Here is a 16,874-nt window from a genome sequence, read left to right as displayed (position 1 = left end):
GATTTGCAGATCTCGATTATGCGATAAAATCTATGGTTTTAACGCCTAAACGTGCGATGTGTCGGCCAAAAATCGCCGATGAGGTCACGTGCGGCGTGATCGATAAAAAAATATGAAAATGCGCGCTGGGGGATTGGCTCGGCGGTCAAGCGCCTTGTTCACATCGAAGATGCGTGGAGTTAAAATCTCTTATCATCCCTATTCACTTTAGTTGAGGCGCCATGAGCCTTCCTGATATCTTTGTACTGCGCCATGGCGGTACGGAGTGGAACCGCGAAGGCCGTTGGCAGGGCGCGTTGGATTCCGATCTGACCAATACATGGCTGATGCAAGCCGTCGCGATTGGAGAAAGTCTCGGCGCGTTTGGTATTTCGCCGGAAAGTCAGCGTGGAACTGTCAGCCCGCAGGGGCGGGCGTGGCAGAGGGCCGAGCTTGCGCTGGAGCTATTGGGGATCACTGCGACAGTGATCGACGATTTGCGAGAGATCGAGATTGGTGATTGGACGGAACTTCCGCGCGACGACATAGCTGTCAGGTGCCTGGATCACGGTGTTGAGACTTCGCCGGATATATATAGGCGGGCACCGGGTGGCGAAGGTTTTGAGGTTTTATGGGAGCGTGTCGGGCGGGTTCTGGCGCGACTTGTTCAACCGACTATCATCGTGAGCCATGCCATCACCTCCTGGTTTTGCGGATGTGCGCCATTCGGCTTTCTGCGTTTGAGAAATGGCAGAGCGGGCGGGTATTTTTGTGGCGAGGCTGCACTATTATGAGACCGAAGGGCTGATCGAAAGCTTGCGCACGTCCGCAAACCATCGCCGCTATGACCGGCGCGAGTTGCGCCGTATCGCGATCACGCGGATTTCCCAGAGCGTTGGCGTGCCTTTGGCCGAGTGAGAGGTTGTTCTGGATCGTCTCCTGCGCGGAAAAGCCGTGAGCGCCAAGACATTGGCGCGGGCGGCGGCGGCGTGCCAGGCGATGGTTGATGAGAGGAATGTATTGATGACGCGCCTGAGGGATCAGATGGGCTGCTGCATCGGCTCTGGGTGCTTGTCGCTGGACAGTTGTCAGCTTTATAATGGTACGGATCGTTTGGGCAGCATTGGCCCTGGCACGCAGTGGTGGGTCGGTCAGGGCACCGAGCGAGAAGAGATTTGAATAACTTGAAACCGAGGGTCTTGCGTTTTTCTCAAGTCGAATGTAGGCACCGCGGCACGGGTGATTAGCTCAGTTGGTAGAGCGCTTCGTTTACACCGAAGATGTCGGGAGTTCGAGCCTCTCATCACCCACCAAACACTCGCCGTTGCACCGGGCGGATGTTATCCTTCGCACCATGGAAGAAATCATTAGGGCGGGCCGCGAGATGCAAGAGCCGACGTGGCAATGCGTGTTGGTATGCTGGGGTGATAAATATACCTCGGCCTATATCAATCACACCGTCGAAGCGGTGATCCGCACATCTGCGTCCAAGCCGCGGTTTATTCTGATTTCGGATCGTCCGCGCACGGGCATGCATCCTGATATTCAGATTGTGGACTTTGATCCCTGGTTCCTGAACCCGCGCTTTTTAAGCGGCGCGCTGCACGCGAAGTTGTCGATGTTTTCAAAGGATGTTGTTCCTGACGATCTGCCAGCGATTTTCATTGATCTGGACACGGCGATTTTCGGGGATATTGGCAAAGCGTTGAAGCTGATGAAGAACCGCCAATCTATCTTGATGTTGCAGTCAGTGGTTCTGCCGTTTGGTTGGCCAGGGCGGTTGGTTTATAAGCTGACAAACAAGAAACGTTACGCCCGCGGCAACTCGTCGATGGTGGTTTATCACCCGGCGGAATGCACTTATATTGCGGACGAATTTCGTGCCCTTTATGAGAAATTCGGCGATTACTCGATCCGTCCGATGATCGGGGACGAGCGGTTTATCAGTTGGATTGCGCAGATGCATATCAACCGGTTGCCGAACACGTTGGCGGTGAAGTTTCTTAATGAATACATGCATACGGGCAAGTGGCTGGTCTATTTGAAGGGGGCTTTGCCTTGGGTGCAAAAGCGCCGCGACGGCGTGGCGGCGGTGACGTTGCCGGGCGACTACATCAAGCCAGAGCGGTTGATGGAATATAAGGACGGGGATGCGGTTCGGGCCGACAAGGGGCGCTGGATCTTTTGGGACAAGCGCGCGCTTGGTGACATGGGCGACAGGCTTCATGTCTACTACCGTCCATTGATGGAAAAGCTTGAGCAGGAAAAGCGCGAAGCCGCTGATATGTGAAAGAGCGTTGTGCGATCGGCACAGGCTTTGTTCAATACCCACTCTTTGGTCTAAACCCTCTGATTTCTAATCGGAAAGGAAATCCAAATATGCGCCGGAGGCGTTCTCTTAGAAAAGAACAGTTTCAACTGTTCCTTTTGATCACACCAGCCTCAGCTGGTGGCTGTTGCAGTTCCCGGTCTGGCTGGATTAACCGCAGGAATTGAAGACCAACCGCCGTTTTCACGTCGTTATGACGCGCTATCGGCGCATTTATCGGCCCACAAGTGCGCGCTGACTGAGGTGAAGCGACGGTCGCGGCCCAAATCTGCTTGACGCAATCACCGCAGATCCATAGAAGCGCGCGGGTAGGATACGCGGTTGTAGCTCAGCTGGTTAGAGTACCGGCCTGTCACGCCGGGGGTCGCGGGTTCGAGCCCCGTCAACCGCGCCAACATATCTCGGACATTGCAGAGTAAGATCGCTCCGGCGGCCCGTCCGAATTATGTGGGGCATTCGCGGATTTTGGCGATTGACGCGGCAGGTTGGCTCGCTTAGATCACCCTCATCGCGCGGTTGTAGCTCAGCTGGTTAGAGTACCGGCCTGTCACGCCGGGGGTCGCGGGTTCGAGCCCCGTCAACCGCGCCACTTTCTTCTCTTGTCTTTGAGACTTTCTGCGGCGACGATTGTCGCTATGGCAGTTTTTCAGCATGGCGAGATCGAGATAGCATATGACGTGGCAGGGGCAGGACCTGCGGTCTTGTTGTTGCATGGGTTTCCACAAACGCGGGCGATGTGGGCCCCAATTGCCGCGACGCTAGCGCGGGACTTTACCGTGGTGACGGCTGATTTGCGCGGCTATGGCGCATCGTCGAAGCCTGCGGCCAAGGTGGACCTTACCAACTACAGTTTCCGTGCTATGGGTGGCGATATGCTAGCGTTGATGACGTCGCTTGGTCATGAGACCTTTCATCTGGTGGGGCATGACCGTGGTGCGCGTGTGGCGCATCGGATGTCGTTGGATGCGACGGACAGGCTTAGGTCATTGACGGTCATGGATATCGTTCCGACGCATACGTTGTTGGACAACTGGTCTTCCAAGGTTTCGGCGGCCTATTTCCATTGGTCATACCTTGCGCAGCCTGCGCCCTTTCCTGAGCGCATGATTGAGGCTGACCCCGATCATTTCTATCAGACGTGTTTGCTTGGCTGGGGCGGTTCGCAGCTTTCAGAGTTTGCGGCCTTAGAGGCCTATCGCGCGGCGTGGCGTGACACTGCGACGATTGCCGGAATGACCAATGACTATCGGGCCACTTTGGCGGTGGATGTGCATCACGACGCGTCTGATTTGGGGCGGAGGTTCGAGGGACCAGCACTTGTGCTTTATGGGGCGGACGGGGCTATGGCGCAGATGTTTGATATACCGGGCACATGGGATGCGTGGCTTAAAAACATGACCGCCGAGGCGATCCCTGGCGGTCATTTCTTTCCTGATCAATCCGGCGCCGCGACGATTGCCGTGCTTCGCGGGTTTCTTGGCTCGGGTTAGCTCGTCAGTTTATCAAGGATGCGCGCCCAGCTGCGGATGCCTTTGTGAAAGCTGCGCACGTCGTATTTTTCGTTCGGGCTATGGAGGCCATCGTCTTCAAGGCCAAAGCCGATCAGCATTGTGTCGAGGTCCAGAATGTCCTGGAAATGCCCGGCAATTGGAATTGAGCCACCGCTACCGATGAAGGCAGCGGGTTTTGCGAACTCTTCCGAGAGCGCTTCGCGGGCTTTGCTGAACGCAGGGTTGTCGGTTTTCATCACCGAGGCTGGAGAGCAGCCGTGGTCGAAAAATTCGACCGAGCAGTCGGCGGGCAGTTGCGCCTGAACCATCGCGCGGAAATCCTTGCGGATTTGCGCGGGGTCTTGCGTGCCGACAAGGCGGAAGCTGATTTTGGCGCGGGCGAGCGATGGCAGGACGGTTTTGAAGCCGTCGCCGGTATAGCCGCTTTCCAGACCGTTAACTTCGCAGGTGGGGCGCGACCAGAGCATCTCAAGCACGCTGCGACCCTGTTCGCCCGCAGGTTCGGACAGTTTGACGTCGCTAAGGAAGCCTGCCGCATCGAAACCGAGGGCCTCCCATTGGGCCAGGATGTCGGCGTTGATCTCGGGGACGCCGTCATAAAAGCGGGGAACAGTGACACGACCTGTGTCGTCATGGAGGCTTGCGATAATTTTTGACAACACGCGGGCCGGGTTCATTGCCGCGCCACCGTAAGCGCCGGAGTGAAGGTCGCGGTCGGGGCCTGTGATGATCAGTCCTTCGCCAAGAAGGCCACGCAGCATGGTCGTGATGCCGGGCGTGTCGCGGTCAAACAGGCTGGTGTCGCTGATCAGGGCTATGTCGGGGGCGGACAATTCCTCAGCGTTTTCTTCAAGGAACGGCACCAGAGACGGCGAGCCGCATTCCTCTTCGCCTTCAAAGAAGAAAGTCACGCGGCAGGGCCATTCGCCTGTGACGGATTTCCAGGCGCGGCAGGCTTCGACGAAGGTCATGAACTGGCCCTTGTCGTCGTTTGCACCACGGCCACGGATCACTTTCCCGTGCGGCGTGTCTTCGATAGCGGGATCGAAGGGCGCGCGGTTCCACAGATTTAGGGGGTCGACCGGTTGCACGTCGTAGTGTCCATAAAACAAGAGGTGCGGCGCGCCTTCGCCGACATGGCCGACAACCATCGGATGGCCTGTGGTGGGGCGCACTTCTGCGTCCACGCCAAGCGAAGAAAGGTCGGCGACGACCCATTCGGCGGCCGTGAGGCAGTCCTTTTTGTAAGCGGGATCGGTTGAGATCGACGGAATGCGTAACAGCGTCATCAGGCGCTCGAGCGCGTTCGGAAGGTCATCGTCGATGCGGGCAAGAATGGTGTCGAGGCTCATTTTATGCGTCTCCGAACTTTAATTTCGACGGGACGTTATCAGGCCTGCGTATGACGTCCAGTCTGGTCTGGACCTGGAGAAGGCCCTAAGGTCGCAGACAAAGAATTAGGAGAATGTGATGAGGTTAGTCCTTTTGTGCGTGGTTTGTCTTGGGTGGACGTCTGACGCGGCGGCGGCCGAGCCTGTCAGCGGAAGGGTTGCGCAGGCTGAGTTGTTTGACACGTCCGGGATCGGGTTGCAGCTGGTACGTGGCCTGTCCGACAAAGACCGCGCCACGATCAAGGCTTTAATCCCCTTGATTGAGCAGCAAACCGGGACCAAGGCGAAGTTTTACGGGGCCCTTGCCTATGCGCCAGACGAGGGACTTGTCAGCGAGGCGCTTCAGGGAGCGTTCAATTTCCATACCGTCGACGCCGCTGATACGGCGGCAATTGCGGCGTGTGGAGCGGCGAAACGTGCAACATCAGGAGCATGCCAGATCGCAGCACGCATTTTACCACCGGAATATCAACGACGCTCGCTTAGCTTGTCGCTTGACGCGACGCGGGGCTTTTTCGACCGCTATACACCGGCGGCTGGAGCGAAGGTTTTTGCAATATCACGCTCGACCGGGGCTTGGGCGATGGCCCCATCGCCGGGCGGGGCGTTGGGGGCCTGCACTCAGGACGCAAAAGGCGCAGACGATTGCGCGATAATCGTTAGAAATTGATCTGTGTTATAGCGTCAATTTGTTCCTTGCCATCTGACTGGTGGATAATTTAGGCATATTCGGATTACGGAGATGACAAACGTGAATTATGACCTTCAGCTAGACGCTGCCCTGAACAAACTGCATCAAGAAGGCCGTTACCGGACTTTTATCGATATTGAACGCACGCGAGGACAATTTCCGCATGCCGTGCGGGAGCGCGAGGACGGCACGAAGCAACCCGTAACCGTTTGGTGCGGTAACGATTATCTTGGAATGGGCCAACATCCTGAGGTTCTGGCCGCAATGCACAAGGCGCTTGAGGCTACGGGGGCCGGGTCCGGTGGGACACGTAATATTTCGGGGACGACTGTCTATCATAAGGCGCTTGAGGCCGAACTGTCTGATCTTCACGGCAAGGGGGCGGCACTGCTTTTCACCTCGGCTTACATCGCGAATGACGCCACGTTATCCACACTGCCAAAACTTTTCCCGGGGCTGATCATTTATTCGGATGAGTTCAACCATGCCTCGATGATCGAGGGCATTCGGCGCAACGGTGGCGAGAAGCGCATCTTCCGTCACAACGATGTGGCACACCTGCGTGAATTGCTAGAGGCGGATGATCCTGCCGCTCCGAAACTGATCGCGTTCGAATCGATTTATTCAATGGATGGTGATTTCGGACCCATTGAGGCGCTTTGCGATCTGGCCGATGAGTTCAGCGCGTTGACCTACATCGACGAGGTTCATGCTGTTGGCATGTATGGCCCGCGCGGCGCCGGTGTGGCTGAGCGTGATGGTCTTATGCATCGTGTCGACATCATCAACGGAACCCTTGGGAAGGCCTTTGGGGTGCACGGTGGTTACATCGCATCAAGCGCAAAAATGTGTGATGCAGTAAGGTCTTATGCGCCGGGATTCATCTTTACGACGTCGCTTCCACCGGCGGTTGCCGCGGGTGCGGCGGCCAGTATCCGGGTGTTGAAAACAGATCGTACCCGCCGTGAAGAACACCAGACACAAGCCAGCATTCTGAAGCTGCGTCTGAAGGGGCTGGGACTGCCGATCATTGATCACGGCAGCCATATCATCCCGGTGATTGTCGGCGATCCGGTGCATACGAAAGTCTTAAGCGATATGCTGCTTGATAGCTTTGGTATCTACGTTCAGCCGATCAATTATCCCACGGTTCCGCGCGGCACGGAGCGTCTGAGGTTCACGCCGTCGCCGGTGCACGGACCGCGTGAAATGGATGCATTGGTCAGTGCCATGGACGAACTTTGGTCGCATTGTGCGCTCAATCGCGCCGAACTCTCCGCTTAGGACTTATCCACAAGTGACCGCACGCAAGTGCTGTGTTAGTGGTTAGAGGATTATCCTCGTGACCGATTCTGCCGGTTGCGGGTAGGGACAACGGTGAGTTTAAATGGGGCAGGACACATGAGCAGGCGTCCTGAGGCGTCAGACGAAAATGAACCGGCGAGGCTGAAAGGCTTCGACGATTTTGATTTGCTGCTCGGTGATACTATGCGAGGCGAGCGTGCTACGCTGGGTAAGTCTCTTCTTGATGTTCAGCGCGAATTGAAAATCAAGGCCAATTATATTGCAGCTATTGAAAATACCGACGCTTCAGCGTTTGAGACGCCCGGATTTATTGCCGGTTATGTGCGATCTTACGCGCGCTACCTTGGACTTGATCCGGAGTGGGCGTTCAAGACGTTCTGCGAGGAGGGCAATTTCTCGGTTGCGCACGGAATGTCTGCTGATGCGTCCGTTCGCCGGTCTTCCAAGGGGTCCTCGAAAGCCCGCAATGCCAATGGCGAGAAAAAGCCCGCCCATCTGCGCGATCCGTTTATCGAACCCAGTGTAAGTTATATGCCGAAAGGCGAAGCTGTTTTTGCCGGTATCGAACCACGTGCCATTGGCTCGGTCATGGTGTTGATGGTGCTGATTGCAGGTATTGGATATGGCGGCTGGTCTGTGCTGCAAGAAGTGCAGAAAGTGCGCTTTGCGCCGGTTGAGCAGACGCCGAATGTTCTGGCCGAGCTTGATCCGATGACGCAGGCGGTCGCTACGCCTGAGGGCGAAATTCCTCGAGCTGACGTGACGGCGGGGCTTGTACCCGGGGTTGACCGTATTGATCGCGTGTCACGTCCCGTTGCGCTGGATATACCGGTCATGGTCGCGCGAGACGGGCCTATAGCGTCGATTGATCCCAATTCTTTTGGTGCGTTTGCGCCAGAGCGTGATACGCGACTGAGCGCCGCGGAGCCTCCGCGCCCCGATAACTTACCGTTTGCAGTTCCTGGTAGTGCCATTCCGGTTACCGCAAACCTTTCGGCGGGGTTCGAAACAGATAATTTGCTGCCGACAGTGCAGGTGGTCGAAGAGGCTTCGCCAACGCTTGCGCTGTTTGCAGTTCGCCCGTCCTGGGTGCGTGTAACGGGTGCAAACGGCACAGTTATTTTCGAGAAAATCCTTGATGCTGGCGAGCAGTTTGATCTGCCATTGACCGAGGCCCCTGCGACCTTGCGTGCGGGCAATGCGGGATCGCTGTATTTTGAGGTGAACGGCGCGACTTATGGTCCCGCCGGTGCTGGTCCCGAGGTGATTAAAAACGTGTCACTTGCACGCGATGCGATCTTGGAGACATATCAAGTTGCTGATATTGAACGCGACTCTGATTTAGCGCGCTTTGTGGCGGTTGCCGAAGCGGCCGCATCCAACTGACATCGCACGATTGCCAGCGTGCCACGCTTTGCCTATTCATAGGGACCGCGTATCTATCATAAGGCAGCCTGATGACGCTGAACCACGTCCGCCCATGGCGCAATATATACCGTCGTAAATCCCGCCAAATTCATGTGGGTAATGTTCCTGTTGGGGGCGAAGCGCCGATCACGGTGCAGACGATGACCAATACAGACACAACAGACGTCAAGGCGACTATTGGCCAAATCCAACGCGCGACCGATGCTGGGGTCGATATCGTGCGGGTATCGACGCCCGACGCGGCGTCTACGGCTGCTTTGAAAGAGATTGTGCGCGAAAGTCCGGTGCCGATCGTGGCAGATATCCACTTTCACTATAAGCGCGCGATCGAAGCGGCCGAGGCGGGGGCTGCGTGTTTGCGGATCAATCCTGGCAATATCGGGAACGAGGAGCGTGTCAAAGAAGTGATCAAAGCGGCCAAAGATCATGGTTGTTCGATCCGTATCGGCGTCAACGCGGGATCGCTGGAAAAGCATTTGTTGGATAAATACGCCGAGCCCTGTCCGGAGGCGATGGTGGAAAGCGGTCTCGACCATATCAAGATATTGGAAGATAACGACTTTCACGAATTTAAGATCAGCTGCAAGGCCTCGGACGTGTTTCTGGCGGCGGCCGCTTATCAGATACTGGCGGATGCGACCGACGCGCCGATTCATCTTGGAATTACCGAAGCGGGCGGTCTTGTTTCGGGGACGATCAAATCGTCTATCGGGCTTGGTAATCTTTTGTGGATGGGGATTGGCGACACGATCCGCGTAAGCCTGTCTGCTGATCCGGTGGAAGAGGTCAAGGTTGGCTATGAGATCCTGAAAGCGCTTGGTCTGCGGCATCGGGGGGTGAACATCATTTCATGCCCGTCTTGTGCCCGCCAAGGGTTCGATGTGATCAAAACCGTTGAGGCGCTGGAGAAGCGACTTGAGCACATCCAAACACCGATGAGCCTGTCGATTATTGGTTGTGTGGTGAATGGGCCGGGCGAGGCTTTGATGACGGATGTCGGCTTTACAGGCGGCGGGGCTGGTTCGGGCATGGTCTACCTTGCGGGTAAGCAAAGCCACAAGCTGTCCAACGAGGAAATGGTGGAACACATCGTCGAGCAGGTTGAAAAGAAGGCGGCCGCGATTGACGCGGCCGAGTCAGTAGAATCTGCAGAAGCAGTTGAGGCAGCGGAGTAAGTGCGAGTTTACCGATGGGTTACGGCATCGCGGGGCATCTGATGTTCCGCCCGAGGCTCATTCGCTGACCGCAGCATATAAATCGCAGTAGCTTATTCAGGCACCGCAGAAATCCAGGCCTGTGCCGCCGGGCCAGGATCTGAATTCACGACATAGGCCATGTAACCGCCGTCAGTAGAGCCGGGGGTGATTGCGCCGAATGTGGGTTTATAAACGGAGATCACGCCTTTTGAGCCGCTGCGTTCGAATTGAACAGTGTTGCCGTGCGAAATGCGGGTAGTCTGAACCCCAAACTGTGACAAGCGACTGACGCTTTGGGTTTACGCCAGCTGGCAACGCGCGGTGCAGGCTGGCGTAAACCTAGCTTGGGGACCTCGCGATCATTTTAGACGTTGTCGTTGCGAGGGGGGACTGGTGGCGGCAAAGCTGCGCATTCCATCTGCCATCTTGCGGAAGCTCGCCACAGACGGCGAGCGTTAGAATACCAAGGGCTGCAAGTGTTCGTTTTATCCTGTCCGTCGCTCCATCCCTATCGGGGTAGCGCGCAGGAAATGTCAGCGCACTATGCTTCGCAGGCGAGTGACTTTGTCCTAAACTGGGCAGCTATCGTTCGATAGTTAGCAAGGCCAGCGTTGGGAAATCTGTGGGTGCCGTCAGCCCCGATTTTGTCGTTCGGTGGAAACCACCCGGCGCATTTGGTCCAATTCAAGGAACCCGCGCACGAACGTGTCGCCCATGATGAAGCTGGGCGTGCCCTGGATTTGAAGGCGCGCTGCCAGATCGCGGTTGGCCGCGATGATACGGGTGATCTCTTCGCTGTCCATTTCTGTGCGAATATCGTCATGGTCGAAGTCAAAATCACCGGAAAGACGCACCAGAGTCTGCGGGGTTAGGTCGCCGCGCAACAACATCATTTCGTCGTGCATGGTCTTATAAGCGTCATCGCCATAAAGCGATTTAACTGCGAGAGCGTAGCGCGACGCTAGCACTGACGCATCCCCAAGGATCGGGAATTCCTTGACGATGAAGCGGATATTGCCGTCGCTGTCGATCAGCTCTTCGACGGCTGGAAACGCGCGTTTGCAAAAGCCGCACTGGTAGTCGAGAAATTCGACCACGGTAACGTCGCCATCGGGATTGCCACCAACGTAGCTGTAACCGTCGTTGAAAATTTCTTCGCTGTATTGCTCAAGCATGGCAACTTCGGCTTGTGACGCGTCTTGCGTCCGGCGTTCTTCAAGGATCGCGATGGCTTCCATCAGGACTTCGGGATTTTCGAGAAGATAGGCGCGCACTTCGGACCGAAAGGCGTCACGCTCGCCGTCTGTCATCGCATCGATGTCGGTGGCGGCGGCTGGAAACGCGGTGGCAAGGCACAGAGCACTTGTCATCAAGATTGAACGAAACATCGGCGACTCCTCGGAAAAAACTGTCCAAGCACAAGAACATGCGAAGCTTATGCGTGGCAAGGACTTCACTAAGATTTGTTGTCGCACGGGGCATTGACGCCACGTGTTCGACGCGGCAGGCAAGAGATCCGTTTGCCTTTGAAGGAATGGTCCCGATGCGCCTGTCACGTCGATCGAATGTAGACCCGTTCATCGTCATGGATGTGATGGAGGCCGCAGCGCGGGCGGAAGCTTCGGGGCGGCATATTATCCATATGGAAGTGGGGCAGCCGGGGACCGGCGCCCCTTCAGGTGCGCGTGCTGCACTGGTGGCGGCGATGGAGAAGAGCGCGCTTGGCTATACAGTAGCGCTTGGGTTGCCATCCCTTCGCGCGCGGATTGCCAGGCTGTATGACGAACGGCATGACATCGACCTTGATCCGGCGCGCGTGGTTGTGACTTCGGGGTCGTCGGCGGGCTTTTTGCTGGCGTTTACGGCGTTGTTTGATGCAGGGGATCGCGTGGCTTTGGGCGCACCGGGCTATCCGTCTTATCGACAGATTTTGCGGGCGTTAAGCCTTGAACCGGTGGATATCGAAACGCGCGTTGAGGATCGCTATCAACCGGTGGCGGGCGATTTGCCACATGATATTGCCGGATTGATTGTGGCGTCGCCGGCCAATCCTTCGGGGACGATGCTGGATAGAACGGCTTTGACGGCGTTAATTGAGGCGTGCCAGGCCCGCAACGCGGCTTTTGTTTCGGACGAGATTTACCACGGCATTGAATATGAGCGCAAAGCGGTTTCGGCTTTGGAGATCACCGACGACGCATATGTGATCAATTCGTTTTCCAAGTATTACTCCATGACGGGGTGGCGGATCGGCTGGATGGTCGTGCCGAAGGGGCATGTGCGGACGGTTGAGCGGCTGGCGCAGAACATGTTTATTTGTCCGCCACATGCGTCACAGATTGCGGCTTTGGCGGCAATGGAATGCGGGGCCGAGCTGGAAGCGAACCTTGGCGTCTATGCGGCGAACCGTTCGCTGATGCTTGCGGGCCTGCCACGGGCGGGGTTTGAGCGGATCGCTCCGCCGGACGGGGCGTTTTATGTCTATGCCGATGTCAGCGGGATCACCGAAGATGCACATATTCTTGCGCGCGATATTCTAGACAAAGCTGGGGTGTCGGTGACGCCGGGGCTTGATTTCGACAAAGCGCGTGGCACGGGCACGCTGCGGTTTTCCTATGCGCGGGCTACGGCAGATATCGAAGAAGGCTTGGCGCGTCTGGAGACATATATGCGGGCGGCGGGCCATATTCGCTGAAAAGCCTTTGGCGGGAAGTCGCCGATAGGCTAGTCTGAGCACAATAACGAGAAAACTCGAAAAGTCTGAGGCAATGAGCAAGTATCCTTTTTTTTACAGCGCCGTTTGTGCCCTGATCCTTGTGTTTCTTTCGCACAGCGCCTTGGCCGAGGCGCCGGGCGCCGGCTTGGCGCGTCTTGCTGGCGGTGGCGCGGCTATTTCGGATAGTGGTGGTCGTGTCGAGTTAAATGTAGAGATGTCTCAACCAGTGCCATGGCGCGTTCATACGCTTGATGGGCCACCGCGCTTGATCGTGGATTTTGCAGAATTGGTTTGGGATGCGGCGCTTGAGGTCGACTCTGGTAGCGTTTTGGAGGTCAACACGGGGGCGTATCGGCCGGGATGGTCACGGCTTGTCGTCGTCTTGCGCGAGCCTTTGGCGGTGGACTCGGCTGAAATGCGGGTTGCGGATGACGGGTCGGCTTTGCTGACCATGCAATTGATACCGACGACGGCAGATGATTTTCGCGACAATGCCGGAATTGACCCGGTGGAAGTTTCTCCTGTGGTGGCCGCGCCCCCGCCCGCGTCCGGGCGCCTGCGGGTGGCGCGTGATCCGGGGCATGGGGGCATTGATCCCGGCGCCGAGGACGGCGATTTGCGCGAGGCGGAACTGATGCTGGCGTTTGCGCGTAAGTTGAAAGAAGTCCTGCTCCGCACGGGACGGTTTGAAGTGGTGATGACGCGGGAGGCTGATGTTTTTGTGCCGCTGGAGGCGCGCATGACTCTGGCGCGGGCGGCGGGGGTGGGTGTGTTCCTGTCACTGCATGCAGATTCGCTGGCCGAAGATGATGGCGTGGCTTCTGGCATGACGGTTTACACGCTGACCGATAACCTCACGGACGCAGTGGCTTTACGATTGGCCGAGCGCCATGCGCAGAATGATATCCTGGCGGGCGTCGACCTTGCGGGAACCGAGGACGAGATTGCATTTGTGCTTTTGGACTTGGCACGGCGCGAGACGATGCCGCGATCCGAAGCCTTGGCGGAGACGATTGTGTCTGGGTTTCGCAGCTATGAGCTGGCGCTGAACTCCAATCCGCATCGCCGCGGAAGTTTTACAGTTTTGAAGGCGGCAGAAGTGCCATCTGTTCTGGTCGAGCTTGGGTTCTTGTCAAGCGATCGGGATCGCGAGCGTCTCATGTCGGAAGAATGGAGCGCACGGGCAAGCGAGGCAGTTCGCGATGCGCTGTTGCAATGGGCCGACGAGGATTTTCTGATGCGCCAGGGCTTTAGGAAGTGAACTGCGCAAGCCAAATAGTGTGACCCGCACATTCGGGGTCCTCGGGGCGGAAATGTTTGACCTTGAAGCCGTAGGCGTTGAGCAAGCCTTCGTATTCGTCGGGGGACAGCGAGGAGTGATAGAGGCTGTGACCCGCCACCTCTCCGATTTCTTCGCCTTCCTCGGGGCCTGATGTGAACATCAAGGCGGCTCCCGGAGCTGAATGGCGCGCAAACACCTCGAACATGGCGCGTTGATCGTCCGGCGAGAGATGGAAAAACGAATTCCAGGCAAGAATGGCGTCGAATGTTTCGCCAAGATCGACACCGCGCATATCGGCAAGGATGCCGCGTGCTTGGGGTAGATTTGTCTGAAAAAGAGCAATCATCGCCGGCGCGCCGTCTAGTCCAGTTAAGGTTGCGCGACGGTCCAGAAGATAGCTTGCAATAGGACGTCCGGCGCCACAGCCAAGGTCCAGAACGTTTTTGCCGGGAGCGTAATTCAGCATGCGATCCAGCCACTTACGCTCGAAAAGTGCCTGATTGCGTTGAAGGTCCCAGGTCTCGGCAACTTCGTTATAGGTGGGCAGGATATCTTCGGGTTTCATGTGCGCCAGATGACGTGTTCGCAACTGCTGCACAAGAGGTGACAAAACATTTGCGATTTTTTGGCGTCAACTGGCCGATGCGACGCAAGCGCCCTTTTGACGCTGGCGAGACAGGGCGGTATATGAGGGACTTATCGAAGAGGTTGGTTGAGTGATCCGGTTCGTTTTTTCATTTTTTGGCGCGATTTTCAGCATGATAACGCTTGGCCTTGTGATGACCGCGTTAACCGTGGGGGCTGTGTTCTGGGTGTATGGGCGGGATTTGCCCGACCACGAGAGCCTTGCCAATTATCTGCCGCCAACCATTAGCCGGATTTATTCGACTGAAGGCCGGATCATTGATGAATTTGCCGAGGAACGGCGGATATATGCGGCTGCGGAGGAAATTCCCGATCTGGTCAAGCACGCGTTTATCTCGGCGGAAGACAAGAACTTCTACCTGCATGCTGGCTTTGATTTACGCGGAATTGCGGCGGCGGCTTATGTGGCAGTTGAAAGCCGGGGTCAGTCCGTGCGGGGCGCGTCGACGATCCCCCAGCAGGTTGCGAAGATCTCGTTTTTAAGCGGTGAGCGCACCGTAGACCGGAAGCTGAAAGAGATCATTCTGGCGAACCGGATGGTCAATTCGCTTGATCGGGACAAGATTCTGGAAATTTATCTCAATGAAATTGATCTTGGATTCCGCTCGTTCGGTGTGGCGGCGGCCTCGCAGACCTATTTCAACAAGACGCTTGCCGATTTGGAGCCACAGGACGCCGCCTATCTCGCGGCTTTGCCGAAGGCGCCTTACGATTACCATCCGGTGCTGGAAGTTCTGCGTGCGACCGAGAGGCGCAACTTTGTTCTGCGCGAGATGTACCAGAATGGCTATCTAAGCGAGGCCGAATTTGTCACGGCGAGGGCAGCGCCTTTGCTAACGGTGCAAAACGGGGACTATGAAGGCTTTCGCAAGAAGCTTCCGCCGCGCGACTACTTTACTGATGAAATACGCCGTCAGTTGAGCCGTGACTTTGGGGATGCAGGGTTTAAATCTGCGGGTCTTACGGTGCGTGCAACCGTTGATCCCGAGATGCAGGACGCTGCAGCGGCGGCCCTTCGCGAAGCTTTGGAAAAGTATGACCGCGCGCAAGGCGAGTGGCGCGGCGCAGCGGCTGAGATCAATCCTGCAGCGTTAAGCGGTCTTGGGGAAGACGGTCGGGCTGCCTGGCGTCAGGCTTTGGGCGAAACCGTTGTGCCGCGCGATATTGCGGGCTGGTATCCGGCCGTTGTTTTGGAATTGCGCGATACTGTTGCGCGCATCGGCGTCGACGGGTGGGACAACGGCGTTGACGGACATTTCATCAAGCCCGGCGATTTGAACTGGATCCGGGGGGCGTCAAACCCGAGCGATATTTTAAGCGTCGGTGACGTAATTCATGTGCGACACGACGGTGGCTCTGAGGAAGACCCGGTTTTCTCACTGCGTCAGATCCCCGGTGTTCAGGGTGGGTTCATGGCGATGGACGTGAACAATGGTCGTGTGATCGCGATGCAGGGCGGATTTTCCTATCAGCATTCGGTGTTCAACCGCGCGACACAAGCGACGCGGCAGCCGGGGTCTTCGTTTAAGCCGTTTGTTTACGCGGCGGCCCTGGACAGTGGCTTTACTCCCGCGACGATCCTGATTGATGCGCCTATTGAGGTGGATGTGGGAGGAGGCCGTGTCTGGCGGCCGAGAAACGCTTCGAACCAGTTTTACGGGCCGACCCCTTTGCGGATCGGGATCGAACGGTCGCGAAATCTTATGACGGTGCGATTGGCTGAAGAAGTCGGCATGCGCACAGTGGCCGCCTACGCCGAGCGCTTTGGGGTCTATGACAAGATGCAGCCGTTTCTGGCCAACTCTCTGGGCAGCCAGGAAACGACGCTTTTTAAGATGGTCTCGGCCTATTCGATGTTTGCCAACGGCGGTGAGCGCGTCGAGCCGACGCTGGTCGATCGCGTACAGGACCGGTGGGGAACAACTGTGTACCGGCACGATGACCGTGTGTGCGACGAATGTTCCCAATACGATCTTCCGGTCGGTGAATTGCCACGGATCGAGACAGATCGCTGGCAAGTGATTGACCCGGTGACGGCATATCAGCTGACTTCGATGATGCGCGGCGTTGTCGAGCGTGGGACGGCGTCGGGAACGGTTAATCTTGGTGTGCCGACTGCGGGAAAGACTGGTACGACCAACGATGCGCGCGATGTCTGGTTTGTCGGGTTCACTTCTAACATCGCGGCGGGCTGTTACATTGGTTACGATCTGCCGAAGCCTTTAGGGTCTGGCGCATCTGGCGGCGGCATGTGTGGTCCGGTTTTTCAGTCTTTCATGACAACGGCGCTTAAGAAATACGGGGCCGGGCGGTTTGCGGTTCCGGCGGGCGGGCGGTTTATAAAGATCGACCGTTTCACTGGTGCGCGTTTGCCCGATGGGGCGAGCGGAGAAAGCGTTGT

Annotated in this window: 16 protein-coding genes and 3 tRNA genes; 15 read left to right on the top strand and 4 right to left on the bottom strand. The window is 56.9% G+C overall.

The window, feature by feature from the left end:
* Nucleotides 1–221 precede the first annotated feature (221 nt).
* The 8 genes from Q1B15_RS13965 to Q1B15_RS13930 all read left to right on the top strand — a co-directional run bounded on the left by Q1B15_RS13965 (nucleotide 222) and on the right by Q1B15_RS13930 (nucleotide 3,798).
* Complete coding sequence (locus tag Q1B15_RS13965; protein ID WP_299754567.1) at nucleotides 222–773, top strand: histidine phosphatase family protein; 552 nt, start codon at nucleotides 222–224, stop codon at nucleotides 771–773.
* Nucleotides 751–897 (top strand): MerR family transcriptional regulator, encoded by a 147-nt coding sequence (locus tag Q1B15_RS13960; protein WP_299754565.1) that lies wholly within the window; start codon nucleotides 751–753, stop codon nucleotides 895–897. Before Q1B15_RS13965 ends, Q1B15_RS13960 begins: the two co-directional genes overlap by 23 nt.
* A 36-nt stretch (nucleotides 898–933) precedes the next feature.
* Complete coding sequence (locus Q1B15_RS13955) at nucleotides 934–1,158, top strand: hypothetical protein (RefSeq protein WP_299754563.1); 225 nt, start codon at nucleotides 934–936, stop codon at nucleotides 1,156–1,158.
* A 58-nt stretch (nucleotides 1,159–1,216) separates the two neighbouring features.
* A tRNA-Val gene (locus Q1B15_RS13950) sits at nucleotides 1,217–1,292 on the top strand.
* 41 nt (nucleotides 1,293–1,333) lie between these two features.
* The gene (locus Q1B15_RS13945; protein WP_299754561.1) at nucleotides 1,334–2,269 is read left to right on the top strand and encodes a hypothetical protein; all 936 of its coding nucleotides are present in this window, start codon (nucleotides 1,334–1,336) and stop codon (nucleotides 2,267–2,269) included.
* Between the two features lie 356 nt (nucleotides 2,270–2,625).
* Nucleotides 2,626–2,702 (top strand) — tRNA-Asp (locus tag Q1B15_RS13940).
* Between the two features lie 118 nt (nucleotides 2,703–2,820).
* A tRNA-Asp gene (locus Q1B15_RS13935) sits at nucleotides 2,821–2,897 on the top strand.
* Nucleotides 2,898–2,943: 46 nt separating this feature from the next.
* Nucleotides 2,944–3,798 carry an alpha/beta hydrolase gene (locus Q1B15_RS13930; protein ID WP_299754559.1) on the top strand — a complete coding sequence of 285 codons (855 nt, stop codon included), beginning with the start codon at nucleotides 2,944–2,946 and terminating at the stop codon, nucleotides 3,796–3,798.
* Here the strand turns inward: Q1B15_RS13930 and Q1B15_RS13925 are convergent.
* Nucleotides 3,795–5,171 (bottom strand): M20/M25/M40 family metallo-hydrolase, encoded by a 1,377-nt coding sequence (locus Q1B15_RS13925; RefSeq protein ID WP_299754557.1) that lies wholly within the window; start codon nucleotides 5,169–5,171, stop codon nucleotides 3,795–3,797. The two genes, Q1B15_RS13930 and Q1B15_RS13925, sit on opposite strands and share 4 nt — an antisense overlap.
* Nucleotides 5,172–5,289: 118 nt before the next feature.
* On the opposite strand from Q1B15_RS13925, the gene Q1B15_RS13920 reads away from it, so the two are divergent.
* From Q1B15_RS13920 to ispG, 4 genes are all read left to right on the top strand, one after another.
* A complete protein-coding gene (locus tag Q1B15_RS13920) occupies nucleotides 5,290–5,880 on the top strand; it encodes a hypothetical protein (protein ID WP_299754555.1) in 591 nt (196 codons plus the stop codon).
* A gap of 81 nt (nucleotides 5,881–5,961) precedes the next feature.
* The gene (hemA, locus tag Q1B15_RS13915; protein ID WP_299754569.1) at nucleotides 5,962–7,185 is read left to right on the top strand and encodes a 5-aminolevulinate synthase; all 1,224 of its coding nucleotides are present in this window, start codon (nucleotides 5,962–5,964) and stop codon (nucleotides 7,183–7,185) included.
* A gap of 117 nt (nucleotides 7,186–7,302) precedes the next feature.
* Complete coding sequence (locus tag Q1B15_RS13910; protein ID WP_299754553.1) at nucleotides 7,303–8,592, top strand: RodZ domain-containing protein; 1,290 nt, start codon at nucleotides 7,303–7,305, stop codon at nucleotides 8,590–8,592.
* A gap of 71 nt (nucleotides 8,593–8,663) precedes the next feature.
* A complete protein-coding gene (ispG, locus tag Q1B15_RS13905) occupies nucleotides 8,664–9,809 on the top strand; it encodes a flavodoxin-dependent (E)-4-hydroxy-3-methylbut-2-enyl-diphosphate synthase (protein ID WP_299754551.1) in 1,146 nt (381 codons plus the stop codon).
* A gap of 92 nt (nucleotides 9,810–9,901) precedes the next feature.
* Here ispG and Q1B15_RS13900 read toward each other — a convergent pair whose 3' ends face one another.
* Together Q1B15_RS13900 and Q1B15_RS13895 are read right to left on the bottom strand one after the other, a co-directional pair.
* Entirely contained in the window at nucleotides 9,902–10,111 is a 210-nt protein-coding gene (locus tag Q1B15_RS13900) for a hypothetical protein (RefSeq protein WP_299754549.1), read from the bottom strand.
* 351 nt (nucleotides 10,112–10,462) lie between these two features.
* Nucleotides 10,463–11,218, bottom strand: coding sequence for a DsbA family protein (locus tag Q1B15_RS13895; RefSeq protein ID WP_299754547.1), 756 nt, complete (start codon nucleotides 11,216–11,218; stop codon nucleotides 10,463–10,465).
* A gap of 155 nt (nucleotides 11,219–11,373) precedes the next feature.
* Between Q1B15_RS13895 and Q1B15_RS13890 the strand changes: the two genes are divergently transcribed.
* Nucleotides 11,374–12,525, top strand: coding sequence for an aminotransferase class I/II-fold pyridoxal phosphate-dependent enzyme (locus tag Q1B15_RS13890; RefSeq protein ID WP_299754545.1), 1,152 nt, complete (start codon nucleotides 11,374–11,376; stop codon nucleotides 12,523–12,525).
* 73 nt (nucleotides 12,526–12,598) lie between these two features.
* A complete protein-coding gene (locus Q1B15_RS13885) occupies nucleotides 12,599–13,807 on the top strand; it encodes an N-acetylmuramoyl-L-alanine amidase (protein ID WP_299754543.1) in 1,209 nt (402 codons plus the stop codon).
* Here Q1B15_RS13885 and Q1B15_RS13880 read toward each other — a convergent pair.
* Entirely contained in the window at nucleotides 13,797–14,393 is a 597-nt protein-coding gene (locus Q1B15_RS13880) for a class I SAM-dependent methyltransferase (RefSeq protein ID WP_299754541.1), read from the bottom strand. The two genes, Q1B15_RS13885 and Q1B15_RS13880, sit on opposite strands and share 11 nt — an antisense overlap.
* Before the next feature lie 151 nt (nucleotides 14,394–14,544).
* Between Q1B15_RS13880 and Q1B15_RS13875 the strand changes: the two genes are divergently transcribed.
* Nucleotides 14,545–16,874 (top strand): PBP1A family penicillin-binding protein (locus tag Q1B15_RS13875; RefSeq protein ID WP_299754539.1); only part of this gene is annotated, 2,330 nt, incomplete at its 3' end.

Origin of the sequence: uncultured Boseongicola sp. (assembly GCF_937988555.1) — a bacterium.
Classification (GTDB): Bacteria; Pseudomonadota; Alphaproteobacteria; order Rhodobacterales; family Rhodobacteraceae; genus Boseongicola.
This window is presented reverse-complemented; position numbering and strand designations above follow the sequence as displayed.